The organism is Kamptonema formosum PCC 6407 (assembly GCF_000332155.1).
GTDB lineage: Bacteria > Cyanobacteriota > Cyanobacteriia > Cyanobacteriales > Microcoleaceae > Kamptonema > Kamptonema formosum.
This window is the reverse complement of sequence record NZ_KB235904.1, coordinates 1,641,953-1,660,859: the sequence shown is the minus strand read 5'-3', so window position 1 is coordinate 1,660,859 and position 18,907 is coordinate 1,641,953. Positions and strand designations below refer to the sequence as shown.

The following is an 18,907-nucleotide window of genomic DNA, read 5'->3' as shown; positions in this document are numbered from 1 at the left end:
CAACTTTCACCCCGTAGGGTGTATCGGCAGTTAATCCAGCTTTAATACAGTCTTAGATAGGTGACATATCTATATACTGTGGGCGTTTCGAGCTTTGATGAAGGTGTGTTTACCGAACCTGGACAGGGACGGTTAGACTACTTACTGATTGCTTTCGCCACAGCTTTAGACTGCTGAATGTTTACTCTTACTAATGTAAGGGGAGCGATCGCTTTGGACATGGAGGCAAACCGTATCTGTCTGGTTGTATTTGCCGTCGTAGGTGAGGAAGAAGGAAGAAGGAAGAAGGAAGAAGGAAGAAGGAAGAGGGAAGAAGGAAGAAGGCATTAGTGTCAAATTAAGCTCAAACCCGCCAGGGGTTAAACCCCTGTCTAATAACTTAAGTCCTCCTCAGAAACTCAATCTAGTTTTGAGGCGCAAGCAACCAGCTCAAACCCAAGAGATTGAGCTGTTTTCTCCAGCTTAGAGACAATACGTTGTCGATATTTCTGTTCGTAATAGTCAGCACCTGAATCGGCATAAGCGGTTTTTGTACTCCAGAGGTGATAGAAGATGCGGGCTAGCTTGTGGGCAGTAGCGGTATTAGCCTCTGGAGCGCCCAATCTGGCTCGTAACCGACGATAAAAAGCCCCCAAAGCTGATTGAGAGCGAGATAAAGATTGAGCAGCTAAACGGAAGGCATTAGCAGCCCGATTAACTACACAACGGGTATGAGAACTTTTGACTTTACCGCCTGTAATCCTCGCAGACGGACACAACCCTAACCAAGAACAAAAATGCTTAACAGTGGGAAAACGAGTAGCATCCAATCCGACTTCCGAGAGCAGAGCTTGTACTGTGAGGACATCAAAACCAGGGATTTGAGTAAAATCTACTCCACTAATCCGATACAACTGATGGCGCAAGTCAAAATTGGGTTCGTGACCTCTGGGCTTTCTGTTACCCCGTTTGGGAGGGTCTGGTGGAGGATGGTTTTCTTCGCTAGCAAAGCTAGCTAAATATCGCTCAATCTCCACATCGCAGCTAGCAATTTGCTCTTGATAGATGTCGTAGAGTTGTAACTCTTGTTTTAACACAAATATATGCTCAACTCGATAGTCTCCACTCAAGGCTTTAGCAATATCTGCGGTACTACTTTTAATCCGAGAATTTTTCAAATTAGCTAAGACTTGAGGATTCCTTTCTCCAGCTACAATGGCGCGGATAATTGCCATCCCAGTGACTCCTGTGATGTCACTGATGACTTTATGTAGTTGCAGATTCATTTGAATTAATGCTTTCTGCATCCGCAGTACGTGGCTGCTACTGCTTTTGATTAAGTTATCGCGGTGGCGAATGTAACTACGTAGAACACAACTTTGGTCATCAGGACGAAAGGAACCGGACAATAAACCATAAGTATGTAGCTGTTGCAACCATTGACAATCCAACACATCACTTTTTCTGCCCGGTACGGTTTTGACGTGATGGGCATTCACCAGTTTGACTTCGATACCCCTGGCTTCAAAAATTTGAAAGGCTGGTATCCAATAGACTCCTGTCGATTCCATCGCGATGGTGTCTATCCCACATTCCACTAACCATGAGGCCATCTCGATTAAGTCAGGGGTAAAACAGCCAAATTTACGTACATTCTGTGACGTTCGATCAGGTGGAACGCAAACCCAGTGTTCTTGTGAGCCAATATCTATACCTGCGGCATTTGGGTTAATCTGGGTGAAATTAGACATTTCACCCGCAACAGGTTTGCTTATCTTGCATCGGATCATTTAGATGACTCCTCTTGGCGCTCGAACGAAAGGAAGTGTCCCGATTGGTGGGCGGATGTGATCTTAGATTCTCCTCAACGGGATAGGGTAATAGCCCTTCACCAATGTCATAATCATCATGCCCACGACCACGCTCTGAATCAGGCTCAAAATCGCACTATTGATTTGTCGGTCTTTGACTCTCAGGACACAGGGATAATATATCCGACTGGCAACTTTTGGGCTAGCTTTACTGTTTCTGTGATTCATAACGGGCACGCCGGGCCCGTGGAACGCTCTGAAGAGGACTAATTAAGTTTCAAAGTCTTCTTAGTCCTCTTCAGAGGACTTGATCTTTGAGACAGGGGTTTTAACCCCTGGCGGACTAAGGGTTTAACGTTAAGTTGACACCAATAGAGAAGAAGGCCGAAGGAGAAAGGCACAAGGCACAAGGCAGAAGACTATTTCTCGCGCCACTGTCTCGGCGGTATCCCACAAAAATTGCTAAAGCTTTCTAAACTAGAAGAAATATTGAGACTAAGAGAATTTTATGACTGAGCAAGCAAACGCTCGCGACTTATTTCGCGCCGCCTACGAACATCGATACACCTGGGACTCAAACTTTCCCGGTTACAGCGCTGATGTCGAACTCAAGCAAAATGAGGAAATCTACACCGGCCATATTGCAATCAAACCAGACATGACCGTAGAAGTCAGCGGTATCGAAGACGAAGAAGTGCAGCAAAGCGTTTACACTCAACTCCGGGATATTGTAACCCACCGCAAACGGGGATCGTTTGAGAAATCTCACGGCAATAATAGCTTTAGCTTAGGCGAAACCGATAGCGACGGAGCTGTGGAAATCTTGGTTAAAGGTGACTCGATGGGGTCTAACTACAAAATCCGAGGCCTTTTAATTTCTCAAGTTAGCCGAGTTATGGGTCGGATGGCCTTTGTGATTGATACCCACGAAAGCTTAGAAACACCAGAAGGCTCTCTAGCCAGCCGCTACGATGCCGTTTTCCGCAACCCTCAGACTGGAGACATCCTCAAAGAACTTGAATTTCAAGATACCTTTGAGAAAATTGGCGACTACTACGTGATGACTAAACAGGTGATTCACTCTAAAGAAGATGGACAAGTCACAACAACTGAGTTTAACTACTCTAACGTCAAACTGTTAGAACCTGCCCTTGTTTAGTCTGGTTTTGACCTGCAAACCCCTGTAGAGCCGACCTGAGTGCTGAGTTCTTCTTTAAGTCCTCAGTCCTGCTAAAGCAAGAGTTCACTTGCAAATCGGGGACTTAGGAGTTAAAAAATACTTAGCACTCACTTGCTAACAGATTTTTAGAGTTCAAGTACCAACAAACTGCGATCGCAACTCAATTTCTTCAGGAAACCTAGTTTTTGGTGCAATTCGTTTGAGGAAAAAACGTTTATTCACAGCAAGTAGCGCTAGGATCGAGATCGGTATCAGTTGTGCGGAATATTTGCAAGGTAAAACATGACAACACTAGCACTCACGAGAGAAAATGTAGAACAAGTTCTGGATGAGTTGCGGCCCTACCTGATGTCTGACGGCGGGAACGTTGAACTGGTAGAGATTGAAGGCCCAGTAGTCCAACTGCGATTGCAAGGAGCTTGTGGTTCTTGCCCCAGCTCAGCCATGACTTTGAGAATGGGAATTGAGCGCCGCTTGCGTGAAACTATTCCCGAAATTGCCGAAGTCGAACAGGTAATGTAAGCCGAACTTAGAGTAATTGGTTAATGGTTAGTGGTTAGTGGTTGGTAGTTGCTTAATATAGGGCTGAACAAGAAAAACGTATTTCGGTCATTACGAACGCAGCGAAGTAATCGCAACGCTTTGTTTTTAGCCGATACTGTGTAAGTCCTATTAGTAGTTGGTAGTTGCGAGTTGGTAGAAAACTGTCACCAATTGCCAATTACTAATAGAATAATTTACGATTCAGGAGCCAGAATTCAGTACAAATTCTTCTGAATAATGGCTTCTGAATTATTTTTCCAGCTCCTAATTATCAATTACCAATTACCAATTACTAATTATGAAAGTTTTACTGGTAGAAGATGACGAGTATATAGCCCATGCCCTCAGCACGACGCTCACGGAACAACATTATACTGTTGACGTAGCTTATGATGGTCAAGCGGGATGGGAATATGCAGAGGCTTTTACCTATGATTTAATATTGCTGGATGTGGTGCTGCCAAAACTGGATGGGATCTCGCTTTGCCGCCAACTGCGATCGCGACACACTACAACTCCAATTCTTCTATTAACCTCTTGCGACAGCAGTGCTAGCAAAATAGAAGGACTTGATGCTGGGGCCGATGACTATGTAGTTAAGCCTTTTGATTTTTTGGAACTCTCGGCTCGGATTCGCGCAATTTTAAGGCGAGGTAGCGCAGCATTACCACCAATTTTGGAAACGGGTAAACTACGTCTCAATCCTAATAACTATGAGGTAATTTACAACAGCCAACCTCTGAATCTGACTCCTAAAGAGTACGCTCTACTAGAACTATTTTTGCGTAATACCCAGCGAGTCTTCAGCCGCCGTGCGATTTTAGATCATCTGTGGTCGTTTGAAGAACCGCCAGCAGAGGATACTGTAAGAGCTCATATTAAAGGTTTGCGGAGTAAGTTAAAAGCAGCAGGTGCGCCACCGGATTTAGTTGAAACAGTTTACGGTTTAGGCTACCGTCTCAAGCCGGAAAAAAGGCAAGAAATCATAGGAAACTCGGAATTAAATACTCCCCAACTAGAAGATTTATCCCTGCCCTCGCTACCACCGGAACTGGAAAATAGTAGTAGTTTTAAAGATAGGATTAACATCCCAGAAACTGCTAGCATTGTAACACAATCTAATAGTTACAATGCACTCCTTAGCAGCAAAGAATCATCCTTAAGCGATGCCATAGCCAAAGTTTGGGAGCGATTCAGAAGTAGCATTAGCGATCGCATCGCCATCCTCGATCAAACCAATGTTGCCCTAAGCCTGGGTCAACTTAGTGACGAACTAAGGCAGCAAGCAAGTCAAGAAGCCCATAAACTTGTCGGTTCCCTGGGAACCTTCGGTTTAGCAGAAGGTTCGCGCCTGGCCCGCGAGATGGAAAACTTGCTTCAGAGCGATCCCAAACAAGACCAAGCGCCCCAACTTTGCCAGTTAGTAGCAACTTTGCGCGAGGAATTAGAGCGGGGGAGATGGGAAGATGGGGGAGATGGGGGAGGTAGGGGAGATGGGGGAGATGGGGGAGTTAAATCCTCTCTATCCTCTCCACCTTCCTCATCCTCCCCATCCTCCCCATCCTCCCTATCCTCCCTATCCTCCCCACCTTCCCCATCCTCCCCATCCTCTCTCTCCTCCCTCTCCTCGCCATCTCCCTTGCTGCTGATCGTGGATGAGGATGAGTCTTTTACTGACGAGTTAGTTGTAGAGGCAAACAGGCAAGGTCTGAGGACGGAAGTTGTCAGGAATTTGTCAGTAGCGAGAGAGGCTTTCTGTTCGTCTAACAGGAACGGTAATTCATTATATCCAGACGTTGTACTCATTGACCTCAATCTTAATGATGGCGAACGGGGTAGTAGGGAAGGCGATCGCCAGCAAACTTTCGAGCAGGGGAAAAAAGAAAGCGAAAAGATTAATTGCCCAACGACTGCTAGTTGCAAACAGCATCAGCAAAGATGGGATAGCTCAGAGTCAGAAAGTATAACTAGACTGGAAAGTTCCTATCAATTACTCGCAGACTTCACCAACCTCACACCGCCCGTACCTGTAGTGGTGTTCGCTCGTCATGGCAATTTTACTGAGCGAGTACAAGTGGCTAGGCTAGGAGGAAGGGCATTTTTACAGAAACCAGTGCTGCCGGCTCAGGCGATCGAGGTAGTGCTAGATGCGATCAGACGTTCCCGCACTGCCGAAGCTAAAGTCATGGTAGTAGACGATGACCCCTATATGCTAGCAGCTCTGCGGTTATTGCTAGAACCTTGGGGGGTAAAAACTTTAACCCTGGATGACCCGCGACAGTTTTGGGAAACCCTAGAAGTGGTCGTACCCGACCTGTTAATTCTAGACATTGAAATGCCTTATTTGACAGGAATCGAGCTGTGTCTCACCGTTCGCAACGATCCCCGTTGGAGCGGAGTACCCATATTATTTCTCACCGCCCATACTGATGCCAAGACGGTACATCAAGTCTTTGCGGCTGGAGGAGATGACTACGTAACCAAACCGATAGTCGGCCCAGAACTGGTAAACCGCATTTTCAATCGTTTAGAGCGCAGCCAGCTACTCCGTAGCAGAGCTGAAACCGATGCCCTGACAGGAGTTGCTAACCGCCGCCGTTCCACTCAAGACCTGAGTCAATTTTTGCACTTAGCCGATCGCCACAACCAATCCCTGTGCTTTGCTCTGCTGGATTTAGACTGCTTCAAGCAGGTTAACGATGAGTATGGCCATGCGATGGGGGATACAGTGCTGCGGCGCTTGGGAGAATTATTGCTCCGAACCTTTGGCGGTCAAGATGTGGTGGCTCGTTGGGGCGGTGAGGAATTTGTTGTAGGAATGTACGGGATGGCAAAGCGGGACGCGATCAAGAGCATTGAGGATGTTCTAATTAATTGGAGGAGTGAAGAATTTGTAGATACTGATGACCGTAAGTTTCGAGTCAGTTTCAGTGCTGGTATTGCCGAGTATCCATCTGATGGCAATGATTTGCAGGCTTTGTATCGAGCTGCTGATGAGGCGCTTTACCGAGCTAAAGCTGCTGGGCGCGATCGCGTCATGGGAGTTTAAGGCTCGAAGACGAACTCATGAATCCGAATAAAAACATATTTAAAAATCCGTCAAAACCTTGAATTTTTTTATAATTACTGACAAAAAGCTAGAGAGATAATGCAGAGCAAATTTTGTTCAGGCACAAACACAGGATTACCTGCAACCTGCTGATTCTATTCCCTTCTTCCCTAGTCCTTAGCCTAAGCGCCCCTAGTCCCTAGCTATAATTCACGGGTTTTTCACAAAGCCCCTCTAAGCTTTAAGAATAATTTCCCTCTCTCATAAAGATATTAAGTAAAGATGTTAAGCTTAAATCCAAAGCGGATCTTGGTAATTGATGATGCAGAAGATGTTCGGGAGGTAGCTCAAGTCAGTCTAGAACTGGTGGGGGGCTGGGAAGTCCTGACGGCTAGTTCTGGAGGAGAGGGTCTGGCTAAAGCTATTCTTGAGCAGCCGGATGCTATTCTTTTGGATGTGATGATGCCTGACCAAGATGGCCCGACTACTTTTCAACAGTTACAAGCTAATAGTGCTACCAAGCATATCCCGGTAATTTTATTGACTGCTAAGGTAATGCCCGGTGACTGTGCATACTTTGCTAGTTTGGGAGTTGTGAGTGTTATTTATAAGCCTTTTGAACCGCTGACCTTGCCTGTTCAGATGGCAAAAGTTCTGGGTTGGAGCGAAGAGTAAATCTGGATTGTGAAATTATTTTACCTTTTGTAACAATCTTCTTATCCTTCACGAGTTCTTCATATTTTATATATAACTTCAATTATATGTCAGGGATCGTATAAAAGATGCCTATTTGGTATCAAATATAACTATTTACATACATCCCGGTTGAAATAGGAATACTCAGACTTTAACTAGAGTCAAGGTGTTCTCTTCGCATTAGTAACTTTTTTGTGGAAATCAATTATCAATCTGTTCTAAATCTGGTTTAAGAAATATCATGAATACTTGCCCTTGTTGCTCCTCTCAATTACTCCGCCACGCTCGTCATAATAGCGTTTACTGGTTCTGTCCTGAATGTTGGCAAGAAATGCCAGATCTGGTGGAGATGGTTTTAGCTCCTAATAAGAGCATCGAGAAATTAGATGGTTTGGTAAAATTGTCTACCTGGATACCTAGATTAAGAACTATCGATGAGGTAGAAATTGCTTAGTCGGAAATAAGACTGGGTACATTTTTAAGAGAGGCTCTTACTAGAGGACAAAAGAAAGAAATCAACCTATCAAGGAAAAGGTGATTAAAAACGATACATCGATCGCTGGTTAGGGTTGACACTACCCGGTCTTGCATACACGGGGATTCGTAAGATTAGCTGATATAGGAGTTACGCACGCTCGGTCAAAAACCTGGTTTCTGCGTCAATATTTCTCGAAAAAAGCGATGATTTTGGTCAGAAACCGGGTTTTTTGTGTAAGTCCTATGATAGAGCAATTGCTTTCGTCAGTTAGGGGTTAGGGACTAGGGAAAGAAGGGAAGAGAAATTACTGCAAGGAAAGGAACATAGAATATAAATAAGGGCTTCGCTGTGAGTCCTTCCTTCGTTAGGGAGCAGGCTCAGCCGAAAGATTTGAGTAATTTGGAATGTTTTAAGAGTCTTGGCAGTTGCCATAAGTCTTTGTAAGCTGGCTATGAAGAGGACAAGGGGGAAAGTAGTACCCTTCTGGAAACAGTGGAGACTGGCAAAGGAAAAGTTCTGTGACTAAAGTAAAAGCCTAGCTTCTGCTAGGCTTTATAAAATGTCGGGCTATTACCCTAGAGTGAAAGAGAAAAACCGTGAAATCTTCACCAAAGAAATTTTCAGCCGCCCGGAGTTCTGCCCCTAAGTCGCCGGGAACAGGCTTGTTTGTGCTGTCCTTGATATTTCGACTGCTGCTGCTGGGGGTAGGAAGCGGTTTTGCGTGGGCTTTGGGGGTAGCGGCCGCGCAAATATATCCCTCTGCTGGAACTGAGATACCTCTGAGTGAAAAATTGCTACGCCAATTTCAGAATCTGGCTGCGGGCCCGAAACGCCTATCTCCAACTCCGAGTCCGATTCTTCCTTCACCAATCCCCACTCCTTCGAGTTCGCAATTGACTCCTACACAAAGGCAAAAACTGCAAGCCGACTTGAGACAGTTGCAAGGGGAATTAAATGCACTGATCGGGCGCACGGCGGCGCTGGAGACACAATTAGGCAGTAGTAAGCCTACGGAAAGCTTAGAAAAGCGGTTGGAATTGATGTCACAGGAGTTAGGGACATCGACATCCGCCGCAGCGCCCAGTCCTGCTTTGCCTGCTGTTGGCAAGGATAGCAGTCCGATTCCGGGCATTAAAGCTAATAATGCAGATGAATCTAGTGGCGATCGCAGTTCTGTATTTAGTGCGGATGCACTGATGGTGACACTCCCTAGTGATGTTTTGTTTGAGGTTGGTAGTAGTGCTCTGCGCCCCGGAACTAACGTAATTTTAGATAATTTGATTGCAGATTTGCAAAACTATGAGGGTGCTACTGTTCGCATTGCAGGGCATACTGACGATGCTGGGGAGGTGAAGGACAATCAAAATCTGTCTTTTGCCAGGGCTCAGGCAGTGGAACAATATTTATCTAAGACTCTTGGCGAGAAGTATCACTGGGTGGCGATCGGCTATGGAGAAAGTCGCCCGTCGGTGGAAAATACAACGGAGGCTAATCGCCAACGTAATCGCCGGATTGAAGTTGCGATCGCTCCTCTACGTTAATGGGTAATGGGTAATTGGTAATTGCTAATTGGTAATGGCTAATGGCTAATGGCTAATGGCTAATTGGTAATTGGTAATTGGTAATGGCTAATGGCTAATGGCTAATTACTAATTGCTAGTTGATAGTAAAAGTATAGCAACCGCCAAGACCATTAGGGCATTTTAAATCGATCGCGCCGTTCGGCAAGCGCGATCGCGACGAAGCTCTTAGTTTTATTCTCTTTCCCTTCTTTCCCTTCTTCCCTAGCCCCTAGCCCCTTCTTCCCCTAGCCCCTATCATGAAAATTGTCTTTTTTGGTACTCCCCAGTTTGCAGTTCCTAGTTTAGAAAATTTACTAAATCATCCAGACTTTGAGGTGGTTGCGGTTGTTACTCAGCCAGATAAGCGCCGAGGGCGTGGCAATCAATTAATACCTTCCCCTGTTAAAATAACTGCTGTTGCTCACAATCTTCCAGTCTGGCAACCCCAACGAATTAAAAAAGATACTGAGACACTATCTTTACTAAAACAAACAGAAGCCGATCTATTTATAGTGGTAGCTTACGGTCAGATCCTTTCTCAAGAAATTTTGGATATGCCTCAGTTAGGCTGTATCAACGCTCACGGCTCAATCTTGCCAAAATATCGGGGGGCGGCACCGATTCAATGGTGTCTATATCACGGCGAAAAGGAAACTGGTATTACTACAATGCTAATGGATGCTGGTATGGATACTGGGGCAATGCTATTGAAAGCTTTTGCAGGGATTACTCTTTTAGATAATGCTGCAACATTGGCGGAAAGGTTATCAGAATTGGGAGCTGATTTATTAGTAGAAACTGTGTTAAAGTTAGGGAAAGATGAAGTGAAAGCGATTCCTCAAGATGCGTCAGAGGCAACTTATGCGCCGCTGATTAAAAATCCCGATTATGTACTCGATTGGTCGCAGAGTGCGATCGCACTTCACAATCAGATTAGAGGATTTTTCCCCGACTGTGTTACCAGTTTTCGCGGCAATTCGGCAAAAATTAGCGCTACTGCACCCCTGGGTTCTGAATACTGGTTAAAATTACCGCCAGATTTGCGGCGTTTAGAGCAAGATTGGTCAAGTTTATCTGAGCTTTCTGGTAAGTGTGGAGAAGTTGTAAAAGTTGTCAAAAATTTGGGGCCAATCGTGCAAACTGGCGAGGGTTTATTGTTGTTGCGCGAGGTGCAGTTAGCGGGGAAAAAAGTTCAGTCTGGATGGGATTTTGCTAATGGTACTCGCTTGGCTGTGGGGGAGGTTTTTGGTATAAAGAATGAAGATAAAGTAAATAATTAGTGAAGATGATGAAGCAACTTAAGAATGAGAGGAGACGCGATCGCCTCCATATTCTGAGACATCGCCCAAGCGATCGCGCAACTCATGATTTTTCGTAGAAGCGGCAGCGATCGCATGGCCCCTCTGGATTAACCGCACAGCGAATGATCTCCGATCGCGCACTATAGCGACAACTGGCATCGCCTATAACCCAGTGCCCCTCGACAAAACTCTTCTCTGTAGGCCGTTGTGCAGACTGCACGTACAAGTCAATTTTCTGCAAGCGATAGCGCCCCGATCGCAATTGATAGCGGTGACGGCGTTCTAAAACAGCATAAGTCTGACCTTTTAAATCGAGATAATTTCCCGGTTGCGGTGTCCAATCAAGCTGGACACTTCCCAGAGATTGGCGCGGGTGGGTAAGTATAACCTCTGTCGGTAAAGTTTCTTGTTCCATCTGCCTATATGTTCTATCTATTGCTGACTACAGGTCAAAGCGATAAAGATATTTTACCGCAGATCGAGGTAGAACAATATAGATGATGTTGCTTTCATTTGCATTCATTATGGGATTCATTTGGGGTCACAAAATATCTCTTTTATCAGTTTTCAATTGAGGAAATCAGGACTTACGCACCCAACCTCATAAACCGGGTTTTTTGACGAAAATACTTCGTCCCGACGCACAGATTCTCTCAAAAACCCGGTTTCTGGGACGACCTGCGTAAGTCCTATAAATTATACTTTTAATTAGCAATTGCTCGACAGTCAATCGTTTTTAATTAGCCATTAGCCATTAGCCATTAGCCATTAGCCATTAGTATATTTTTGATAATCGGAAATAAAAATAATAGAGATTTGAACGCTTTATCCTATAATAGGGGCGATCGCTTAGATTACTTATACGGAAATACCTGTTGTTGAAATGATCCAAACTGTATATCTTGCCGTTAATGGTACTTTGATGCGAGGTCTAGAGTTAAACCATAACTTGTTAGCAGTTGGCGGTAGCTTTGTGCGAGAGACTGTAACGGAACCCAGTTATCGGTTATGGTCAATTAAAGACCGTTATCCAGCTATGCTGCGAGTTGCAGATGGGGGAGTTGCGATCGCAGTTGAAGTTTGGGCTATACCTGCTGATGGTATCAGCGAAATATTATTAAAAGAACCCGCTGGATTATGCGTAGGTAAGGTACGTTTAGCTGACGGTGAAGAGGTTCTAGGAATTTTAGGCGAAGCTATCTTATGTGAGGGACAGCGCGAGATTACAGAATGGGGCGGATGGCGGCGTTATGTAAATAAGACTTACGCATAATTGTAATTGTTTCAGGACTTACGCACCCAACCTCATAAACCGGGTTTTTTGACGAAAATACTTCGTTTTGACCCACAGATTCTCTCAAAAACCCGGTTTCTGGGACTCTATGCGTAAGTCCTATCTATGTTTATAACGCCGCCCTCTGGGTGATATATTTACTACCGAAAGGGCGGCCTTACGTAAAACTTGCGTTAAATTTTAATGATTCAATGCTTTAAATAATTGCGTCGCCGTTGTCGTCCAGCCAATGATACCACCTTGGGCGCGAATCATCTCTAAAGTAGCTTGTTTGAACTCAGGAAAATAACTAGCAGTAGCATCTTCTATTAACAGACATTCATATCCTCTGTCATTAGCTTCGCGCATAGTTGTTTGCACGCAAACCTCTGTTGTCACCCCCGCAAAAATCAGGTGAGTAATGCCTTTTTCCTGCAACATCGATTCTAATTTAGTGCGAGAAAAAGCACCTTTACCTGGTTTTGAAAGCGCAATTTCGCCCGGTAGCGGCGCTAACTCTGGTATAATACCATTTCCGGCTTCACCTAATACGAGGATGCGACCCATTGGGCCGACATCTCCAATAGTTAACTTACCTTTTCCCCGTTTAATTTTAGAGATGGGACAATCAGATAAATCGCTATTATGGCCTTCTATAGTATGAAAAATGGGGAGGTTGAATTTGCGAAATTCCTCTAATAATTGCTTAACTGTAGGCACAATTGATTGCAGGAGTGAGACATCATTTCCTAATATTTCTCCAAAACCTCCTGGTTCTAGAAAGTCTCGCTGCATATCAATGACAATTAAGGCAACGCTGTTTAGATTTGGCAATTCATAGTCATAGGGTTTAGCTGGGATAGAAATCATTTTTTCACCTCTAATTTTAATTCTCAAGTAGGTTGGGTGTAGCGACAGCGAAACCCAACATTATATTAATGAATTGTAAGGTGGGCGCTCGCCGACAACTATCTTCTGCTATAAGTTACAGGCTGTTTGCGGCGAGCGCCCACCCTACTTAAGCATTGAGGGCAAATACAAGATTAATGTCCAGCCATATAGTGACCTATTTCGTGAATATCGACATCTGCAATCAGACTTTCATAAACCAGCTTACCGCCAGACATCACCACAATTCTGTCAGCTAATTTCAATAACTCATCCAAATCTTCACTCACTAATAGTACACCCACACCCTCATTTCTGGCCTCAACTAACTGGGAGTGAATATAGTCAACCGCCGCAAAATCTAACCCGAAACAGGGATTAGCAGCAATTAACAGATTAATGTTATGATTTGACAACTCTCTTGCTAGCACAGCTCGTTGTACATTACCACCAGAAAGATGACTAATTGGCGTATCTACTGAGGGAGTTTTCACCGAAAACTTCTCAATTAAAGCCATTGCAGCTAGTCGAATTTCCTTCAAAATTAGAAACAAATTGCCTTTAGCCATTGGCGCACGATCGAACTTTCGCAAAGCCATATTTTCGCCAACACTCATCTGGGGAACGCAAGCATTTCGTAGTGGTTCCTCTGGTAAGCAGAAAACCCGATGTTTGACTATTTCTGGACGAGTTGCTTTATAAACTTCTCCATTCACCATTAATAGTCCAGATGTCGGAATTCTCTGTCCTGCTAACACCTCTACTAATTCTCGCTGACCATTGCCAGAAACCCCGGCAATCCCGACAATTTCTCCCCTCCTAACTGTCAGATTTACAGATTTTACCGCCGCCAGTCCGTTGTCACCATTGGCACAAATATCTTCAATTTTGATGACAGGTTCTCCCGGAAGTTCGGCTAGTTTTTCTATTTGAATAGCGTTGCGTTCCTCACCCAACATCATCTTAGCCATTTCGGAAGTAGATAAGTCTTTAACTGACCCACTACCTGCAAATTTTCCCCTTCGCAAAACTGTAACTTCATCGGCAAATGATGTTACTTCTCGGAATTTATGGGTAATAAGTAACACGCTTAAACGTCCCGCACTCACTTCTTGTTTGAGTAAGCCTAAAACTTCATCAGCTTCATCTGGCGTGAGTACAGATGTGGGTTCATCGAGGATGAGAAACCGATTTTTGAGGTAGATTTGTTTCAGGATTTCTACCTTTTGCTTTTCTCCGGCTGCAAGTTGATTTGCTGGTTTGTACAAATCAACTTTAAATGGTGCAGTTTGTAGAAATGCTTCTAATTGTTCATATTCAGCTTTCCAGTTAATCACGTTAGGAGTATCTGGCCGCGTCAGCACTAAATTTTCTGCTACTGTCATTGAGGGAATGAGAGTAAAATGCTGATAAACCATGCCGATACTGTATTGATAAGCATCGTAAGGACTGTTAATAGTGCGCGGTTGTCCATCAATTATAATCTCTCCACTGTCAGCATTGTAGAAGCCCATGATACACTTCACTAGCGTACTTTTACCCGCTCCATTTTCACCTAGTAAAGCGTGAAAAGTTCCTGGTTTCAGGCGTGTTGAAACGTTATCAAGTGCTAAAAGAGAACCAAATCGCTTGGTGATGTTCACCAATTCGATATCGGGTGGCTGAGGGAGTTTTGAGCTGGGAGTGATGATTTCTGGATTGGGAATTTCTAGCATGGTTTTGCTCCTTGAATTAAAAGAAAGTGGTTTGTGAAATAACTACTCTTTAATGGCGCTAATTAATGCTTCCGAATCAGCGACAGCACCAAAAACGCCGCCTTGCATTTTAATCATCTTGAGTGCGGCTAGATGATTGCCATAATCTGTTGCACCGGTGCAGTCAGAAAGTAGCAAACATTCGTAACCTCTATCATTCGCATCCCGCATTGTGGTGTGGACGCAAACATCAGTTGTTATTCCTGCCAGAATAATATTTTGGATGCCTTTACGCCTTAGCAACATATCTAAATCTGTCGCGTAAAAAGAACCTTTTCCGGGTTTATCAATTACTGATTCTCCCGGTAAAGGAGCAAGTTCAGGAATAATTTCCCATCCAGTTTCACCGCGAATTAAAATTTTCCCGCAGGGGCCAGAGTCGCCAATTCCTGCACCAATTCTACGACTTCGCCACTGTTTATTTTCTGGTAAGTCTGATAAATCTGGTCGATGTCCTTCGCGGGTGTGGATGACGTGAAAGCCGAGATTTCGTACTATTTCTAATACCTTTTTTATTGGCTGAATTGGTGCGCGTGTCAGCGACAAATCATAACCCATTTTATCTACATAACCGCCAACTCCGCAGAAATCTATCTGCATATCAATAATTAGCAGCACTGTATTTTGTGGACGCAAATCACCGTTAAATGGATATGGATAGGGGTCAGATTCAACAAAACGTCCCATAAAAAATTTGAGATTGTAGTTTGCGAGCGAACATCACTAACCTTTAATCATTAACCTTTAATCATTGTCAGTTCCTAAAGCACCGGGAGCACCAATTGCTGTCCGAGTTGGCGAACAGGTAATCACCATTACTGCTAGGGTTAAGATGTAAGGTAAGGCATTAAACAAGTAGTAGTAAGAATCTACTCCTACTGATTGCAAAGCTGGCCCGATTGCTTGCGCTCCTCCAAATAATAAAGCTGCATATAAACATTGCACGGGATTCCAACGGGCAAAAATCACTAAGGCAACAGCCATTAATCCTTGACCGCTCGAAATCCTTTCTGTCCAACTTCCAGGGTAATAAAGAGATAGGTAAGCTCCGCCAATTCCTGCTAGGAAACTCCCGAAGATAATGCAGGCTGTCCGCACCAATTTTACTGGAATTCCCATCGCTCTAGCAGCAGCAGGATTGTCACCAACGGCACGGATAAACAACCCCCAGCGCGTGGATTTAAAAAACCACTGCATTGCTGGTGCTATGGCAACGCCGATGATAAATAAAGGGCTAATTTTTAAAGCTGATTGAATTGCTGGCTGATTAATCCAAGCGCCTAATTCAATGGTGGGTAATTGGGGTGCAACTGGTTGGATAAAAGGCTTGCCAAAAAAGAAAGCTAAACCGCTTCCGAAGATAATCATGGCAATGCCAACTGCTACATCGTTAACTTTGGGACGTTGGGATAGCCAAGCGTGAATTGCTCCTAATACCATCCCAGAAATTCCTGCTGCTAAAACGCCTAACCAAGGTGATTGAGTTAGATAGGATATGGCGTAGGCACTCATCGCACCCATTAATAAAGTGCCTTCTAAACCGAGGTTGATTTTGCCACTTTTTTCGGTCAGACATTCGCCGAGACTAACGAATAGAAAGGGTGCGCTTCCTCGCAGTGTTCCTGCTGCGATCGCGATCGGAACTCCCCACCAACCTAAAGTTTCTGTTGCCATAAGTGCTTAGTTATTAGTTGTTAGTCGTTAGTTGAAAGAAACCGGGTTTCTTAGAAAAATCTGCGATTGTAACTCGATATCTATGAAGAAACCCGGTTTCTGGCAGAGGATCACCCACCCTACGTTATTTTTCGTTTATCTGTCTTGTTGCTTGAAAAATGGTAATTTTCCATAAAGCGATTCACTGAAAAGAATCACCAAGAAAACCAACCCTTGGAAAACTAAAACTGTGGCATCTGGGAGGTTGTGCGATCGCTGCAAAATTCCCCCACTTGCTAAAATTCCACCTAACAAAATTGAAATTAGCACGGCAGCTAAAGGATTTTGTCGGGCAATAAATGCAACTAAAATGCCGCTGTAACCGTAACTTGCATTTAGGGATTCATTCGCCTTGCCGTGTACGGCTGCAACTTCTACCATCCCGGCTAAACCTGCACAAGCACCTCCCAGAAAACAGATGATTAATGTTAATTTACCTACTGGTAATCCGGCCATTCGTGCTGCTCGAACGTTACCACCTGCGGTGCGAACAGCAAAACCAAAGGTAGTTCGCTGAATCAAGACATAAGCGATCGCGCAAACAATTAGCCCAAAAATCAAGCCGTAGTGAACTCGCGTTCCCGGCAAAGTTCCCAGCATATTGACATCAGCGAGGGGATAGCTAGAAGGTTTGTTCAGGGAACTGGGATCGCGCATCGGGCCGCCGACTAAATGATTCAAAAGCGCGATCGCGATATAATTGAGCAACAAGCTGCTAATGGTTTCATTTACACCTCGGTAATACCGCAGCGCCCCGGCTAAGGCGATCCACAAACCACCGCTAATAATGCCTGCGATCGCCATTCCTAACTGCACAACAGTTGGCGGTGCGCTGTTTAAAGCTAAACCAGTGGCGATCGCGCCGAGTCCCCCCATGACGATCGCTCCCTCATTACCAATAATCACTAAGCCCAACCGAGCAGGTAAGACTGTACAGAGTGAACTTAACATCAAAGGCGCAGCCCGAATTAGGCTATTTTGGAAAGAAAACCAACTCCCAAAAGCTGCTTTATAAATCGAGCCATATACTGCTAACGGATTAGCACCTGCTGCGGCACAAAATATCCCGAATAATAATAGCGAAACCACTAAAGCAGCTATGGGAATAGTCACTGTTTCTAGTAGCGAACGCCAGTTTATTGAGGATGGATTTCCAGATACAACTTGAGTAGTCATAGGCTTAATTGGTAATTTATTAATTTTTCATTTTCCCTACCCAACCTACCTTCCTCCCATGTTTAGTTTTTAATTTTTAATTCTTTCATTCCTCCCATGTTTAATTTTTAATTTTTACTCTTTAATTCTTTAGGTACTTCCCAACACGCCTTCCACCAACCAAGTCATCTTTTCTAGTTCTGGATCTTGCTGTTTGAAGTCCTTGCCAGCAGGAATTACAATTTTCCCCGTATTATCCTTTAATTCCCCCTTATAAATTACTAAAGTGCCATCTAATAGCTTAGCCTGTGCCGCGTCAGCGTCCTTTTTTGCTTGTTCGCTCACCGCCGCACCATAGGGCGATAACTTACAAAAACCTTCCTTCAAACCACCACGTACCAAGTGAGAAATTCCGCCATCCATCAGGTTTTTGCCCGCTAAAAGCATCTCGGCATATTCTGAGTAAATTTTAGCCCAATCCCACTCAGCACCAGTCAGATATCCTTTAGGAGCTAAAGCTGCTTGATTCGTGTGGTATCCTGTACAGAAAATACCCCGTTTTTCCGCAGTTTCCATTACCACTTTGGGGCTGTCTACGTGACAAGTAATAACGTCAGTTCCTTGATCGACCATACTATTAGTCGCTTCAGCTTCTTTCACAGGTAAAGACCAATCACCTGTAAAAATTACTTGGGTTGTAATGTCGGGTTTAATGCTCCGGGCACCCAGAGTATAACTGTTAATATTTCGCACTACTTGGGGAATTGGTTTAGCTGCCACAAACCCTAATTTCCCGCTCTTAGAACTATGAGCTGCTACAATTCCAGCTACATATTGGGCTTCGTCGATATAGCCATAATAGCTACCTATATTGTTTGGGTGTTTGCTTGAATCGTAAAGCCCTCCTGCGTGGAAAAATTGAATGGTAGGATTCTCTTTTGCTACTTTGATAATATGGGGATCGAAATAACCAAAAGAAGTAGGAAATAGGACAGTTACTCCGTCCTGATTAATCATATTGAGCATGGTTTCTTCAGAGGCATTTGTTTCAGGAACGCTGGCCTCTTCGACTGTTTTCACCCCAGAGAGTTTGGAAACTCCTTCTTTCCCTTGCGCGTGAGCCTGATTCCAGCCATAATCATCTTTAGCACCAACGTAGATAAAGCCCATTGTCACTACTTTGGCCCCTGTGCCCGTAGATGGCGATTGCCCTGTAGGACTTTGGCTTTGTTGGGGTACAGTAGTTGGCGTGCATCCTGTTCCCAGACGCAAAGTAACTCCAAAAGCCCCTGCGGACAACAAACCGCGCACTACCTGACGACGACTTAAGGTTAAAGAACGTTTATTGCTCACTGCTGCTACTTTTCTCCGCAATTTTTTGAATTTTATGTAAATAATGAAATAAGATTAAAGCAGCTTCACTATAATTTGTTTGTAACTATTGATACAATTAATGTATATGTTGAAAACTCTAAAAACTGGTAGCTTTTTTCATTTCTACCAAAATCTATCTTGTTGAGTATCA

17 protein-coding genes are annotated in these 18,907 nt (G+C 44.2%); 9 read left to right on the top strand and 8 right to left on the bottom strand.

Annotated features, from left to right (window positions below; genetic code table 11):
* The first annotated feature begins 177 nt into the window (after positions 1–177).
* A complete protein-coding gene (locus OSCIL6407_RS35585) occupies positions 178–330 on the top strand; it encodes a hypothetical protein (RefSeq protein WP_019487775.1) in 153 nt (50 codons plus the stop codon).
* 68 nt (positions 331–398) lie between these two features.
* Here the strand turns inward: OSCIL6407_RS35585 and OSCIL6407_RS0124180 are convergent, their stop codons facing one another.
* Complete coding sequence (locus tag OSCIL6407_RS0124180; RefSeq protein ID WP_173401184.1) at positions 399–1,730, bottom strand: IS110 family RNA-guided transposase; 1,332 nt, start codon at positions 1,728–1,730, stop codon at positions 399–401.
* A gap of 568 nt (positions 1,731–2,298) precedes the next feature.
* Between OSCIL6407_RS0124180 and OSCIL6407_RS0124175 the strand changes: the two genes are divergently transcribed.
* The 7 genes from OSCIL6407_RS0124175 to fmt all read left to right on the top strand — a co-directional run bounded on the left by OSCIL6407_RS0124175 (position 2,299) and on the right by fmt (position 10,578).
* Positions 2,299–2,949 (top strand): DUF3386 domain-containing protein, encoded by a 651-nt coding sequence (locus OSCIL6407_RS0124175; protein WP_007356647.1) that lies wholly within the window; start codon positions 2,299–2,301, stop codon positions 2,947–2,949.
* A gap of 303 nt (positions 2,950–3,252) precedes the next feature.
* Positions 3,253–3,492 (top strand): NifU family protein, encoded by a 240-nt coding sequence (locus OSCIL6407_RS0124170; protein WP_007356646.1) that lies wholly within the window; start codon positions 3,253–3,255, stop codon positions 3,490–3,492.
* Between the two features lie 319 nt (positions 3,493–3,811).
* On the top strand, positions 3,812–6,562 hold the full coding sequence (locus OSCIL6407_RS36760; RefSeq protein WP_020699934.1) for a response regulator: 2,751 nt from the start codon (positions 3,812–3,814) through the stop codon (positions 6,560–6,562).
* Between the two features lie 282 nt (positions 6,563–6,844).
* Positions 6,845–7,237: a response regulator gene (locus OSCIL6407_RS0124160; RefSeq protein WP_007355358.1), complete on the top strand. Its 393-nt coding sequence runs from the start codon at positions 6,845–6,847 to the stop codon at positions 7,235–7,237.
* 262 nt (positions 7,238–7,499) lie between these two features.
* The gene (locus OSCIL6407_RS0124155) at positions 7,500–7,712 is read left to right on the top strand and encodes a hypothetical protein (protein ID WP_007355359.1); all 213 of its coding nucleotides are present in this window, start codon (positions 7,500–7,502) and stop codon (positions 7,710–7,712) included.
* A gap of 620 nt (positions 7,713–8,332) precedes the next feature.
* Entirely contained in the window at positions 8,333–9,277 is a 945-nt protein-coding gene (locus OSCIL6407_RS0124150) for an OmpA family protein (protein WP_007355360.1), read from the top strand.
* Between the two features lie 278 nt (positions 9,278–9,555).
* Positions 9,556–10,578 (top strand): methionyl-tRNA formyltransferase, encoded by a 1,023-nt coding sequence (fmt, locus tag OSCIL6407_RS0124145; RefSeq protein WP_007356069.1) that lies wholly within the window; start codon positions 9,556–9,558, stop codon positions 10,576–10,578.
* Positions 10,579–10,660: 82 nt separating this feature from the next.
* On the opposite strand, the gene OSCIL6407_RS0124140 is transcribed toward fmt, so the two are convergent.
* Positions 10,661–11,014: a DUF6464 family protein gene (locus tag OSCIL6407_RS0124140; protein ID WP_007356070.1), complete on the bottom strand. Its 354-nt coding sequence runs from the start codon at positions 11,012–11,014 to the stop codon at positions 10,661–10,663.
* A 468-nt stretch (positions 11,015–11,482) separates the two neighbouring features.
* Here OSCIL6407_RS0124140 and OSCIL6407_RS0124135 point away from each other — a divergent pair, with 468 nt between their 5' ends.
* Entirely contained in the window at positions 11,483–11,872 is a 390-nt protein-coding gene (locus OSCIL6407_RS0124135; RefSeq protein WP_007356071.1) for an allophanate hydrolase-related protein, read from the top strand.
* Positions 11,873–12,073: 201 nt separating this feature from the next.
* On the opposite strand, the gene OSCIL6407_RS0124130 is transcribed toward OSCIL6407_RS0124135, so the two are convergent.
* The 6 genes from OSCIL6407_RS0124130 to OSCIL6407_RS0124105 all read right to left on the bottom strand — a co-directional run bounded on the left by OSCIL6407_RS0124130 (position 12,074) and on the right by OSCIL6407_RS0124105 (position 18,735).
* Positions 12,074–12,742: a cysteine hydrolase family protein gene (locus OSCIL6407_RS0124130; protein ID WP_007356072.1), complete on the bottom strand. Its 669-nt coding sequence runs from the start codon at positions 12,740–12,742 to the stop codon at positions 12,074–12,076.
* Positions 12,743–12,915: 173 nt separating this feature from the next.
* On the bottom strand, positions 12,916–14,475 hold the full coding sequence (locus OSCIL6407_RS0124125) for an ABC transporter ATP-binding protein (protein WP_007356073.1): 1,560 nt from the start codon (positions 14,473–14,475) through the stop codon (positions 12,916–12,918).
* A 42-nt stretch (positions 14,476–14,517) separates the two neighbouring features.
* Entirely contained in the window at positions 14,518–15,201 is a 684-nt protein-coding gene (biuH, locus tag OSCIL6407_RS0124120; RefSeq protein ID WP_007356074.1) for a biuret amidohydrolase, read from the bottom strand.
* Between the two features lie 57 nt (positions 15,202–15,258).
* Positions 15,259–16,188 carry an ABC transporter permease gene (locus OSCIL6407_RS0124115; RefSeq protein ID WP_007356075.1) on the bottom strand — a complete coding sequence of 310 codons (930 nt, stop codon included), beginning with the start codon at positions 16,186–16,188 and terminating at the stop codon, positions 15,259–15,261.
* 135 nt (positions 16,189–16,323) lie between these two features.
* Positions 16,324–17,403, bottom strand: a complete 1,080-nt coding sequence (locus OSCIL6407_RS0124110) for an ABC transporter permease (protein WP_007356076.1) — start codon at positions 17,401–17,403, stop codon at positions 16,324–16,326.
* Positions 17,404–17,532: 129 nt separating this feature from the next.
* Positions 17,533–18,735 carry a BMP family ABC transporter substrate-binding protein gene (locus OSCIL6407_RS0124105; RefSeq protein WP_007356077.1) on the bottom strand — a complete coding sequence of 401 codons (1,203 nt, stop codon included), beginning with the start codon at positions 18,733–18,735 and terminating at the stop codon, positions 17,533–17,535.
* Between the last annotated feature and the right edge of the window lie 172 nt (positions 18,736–18,907).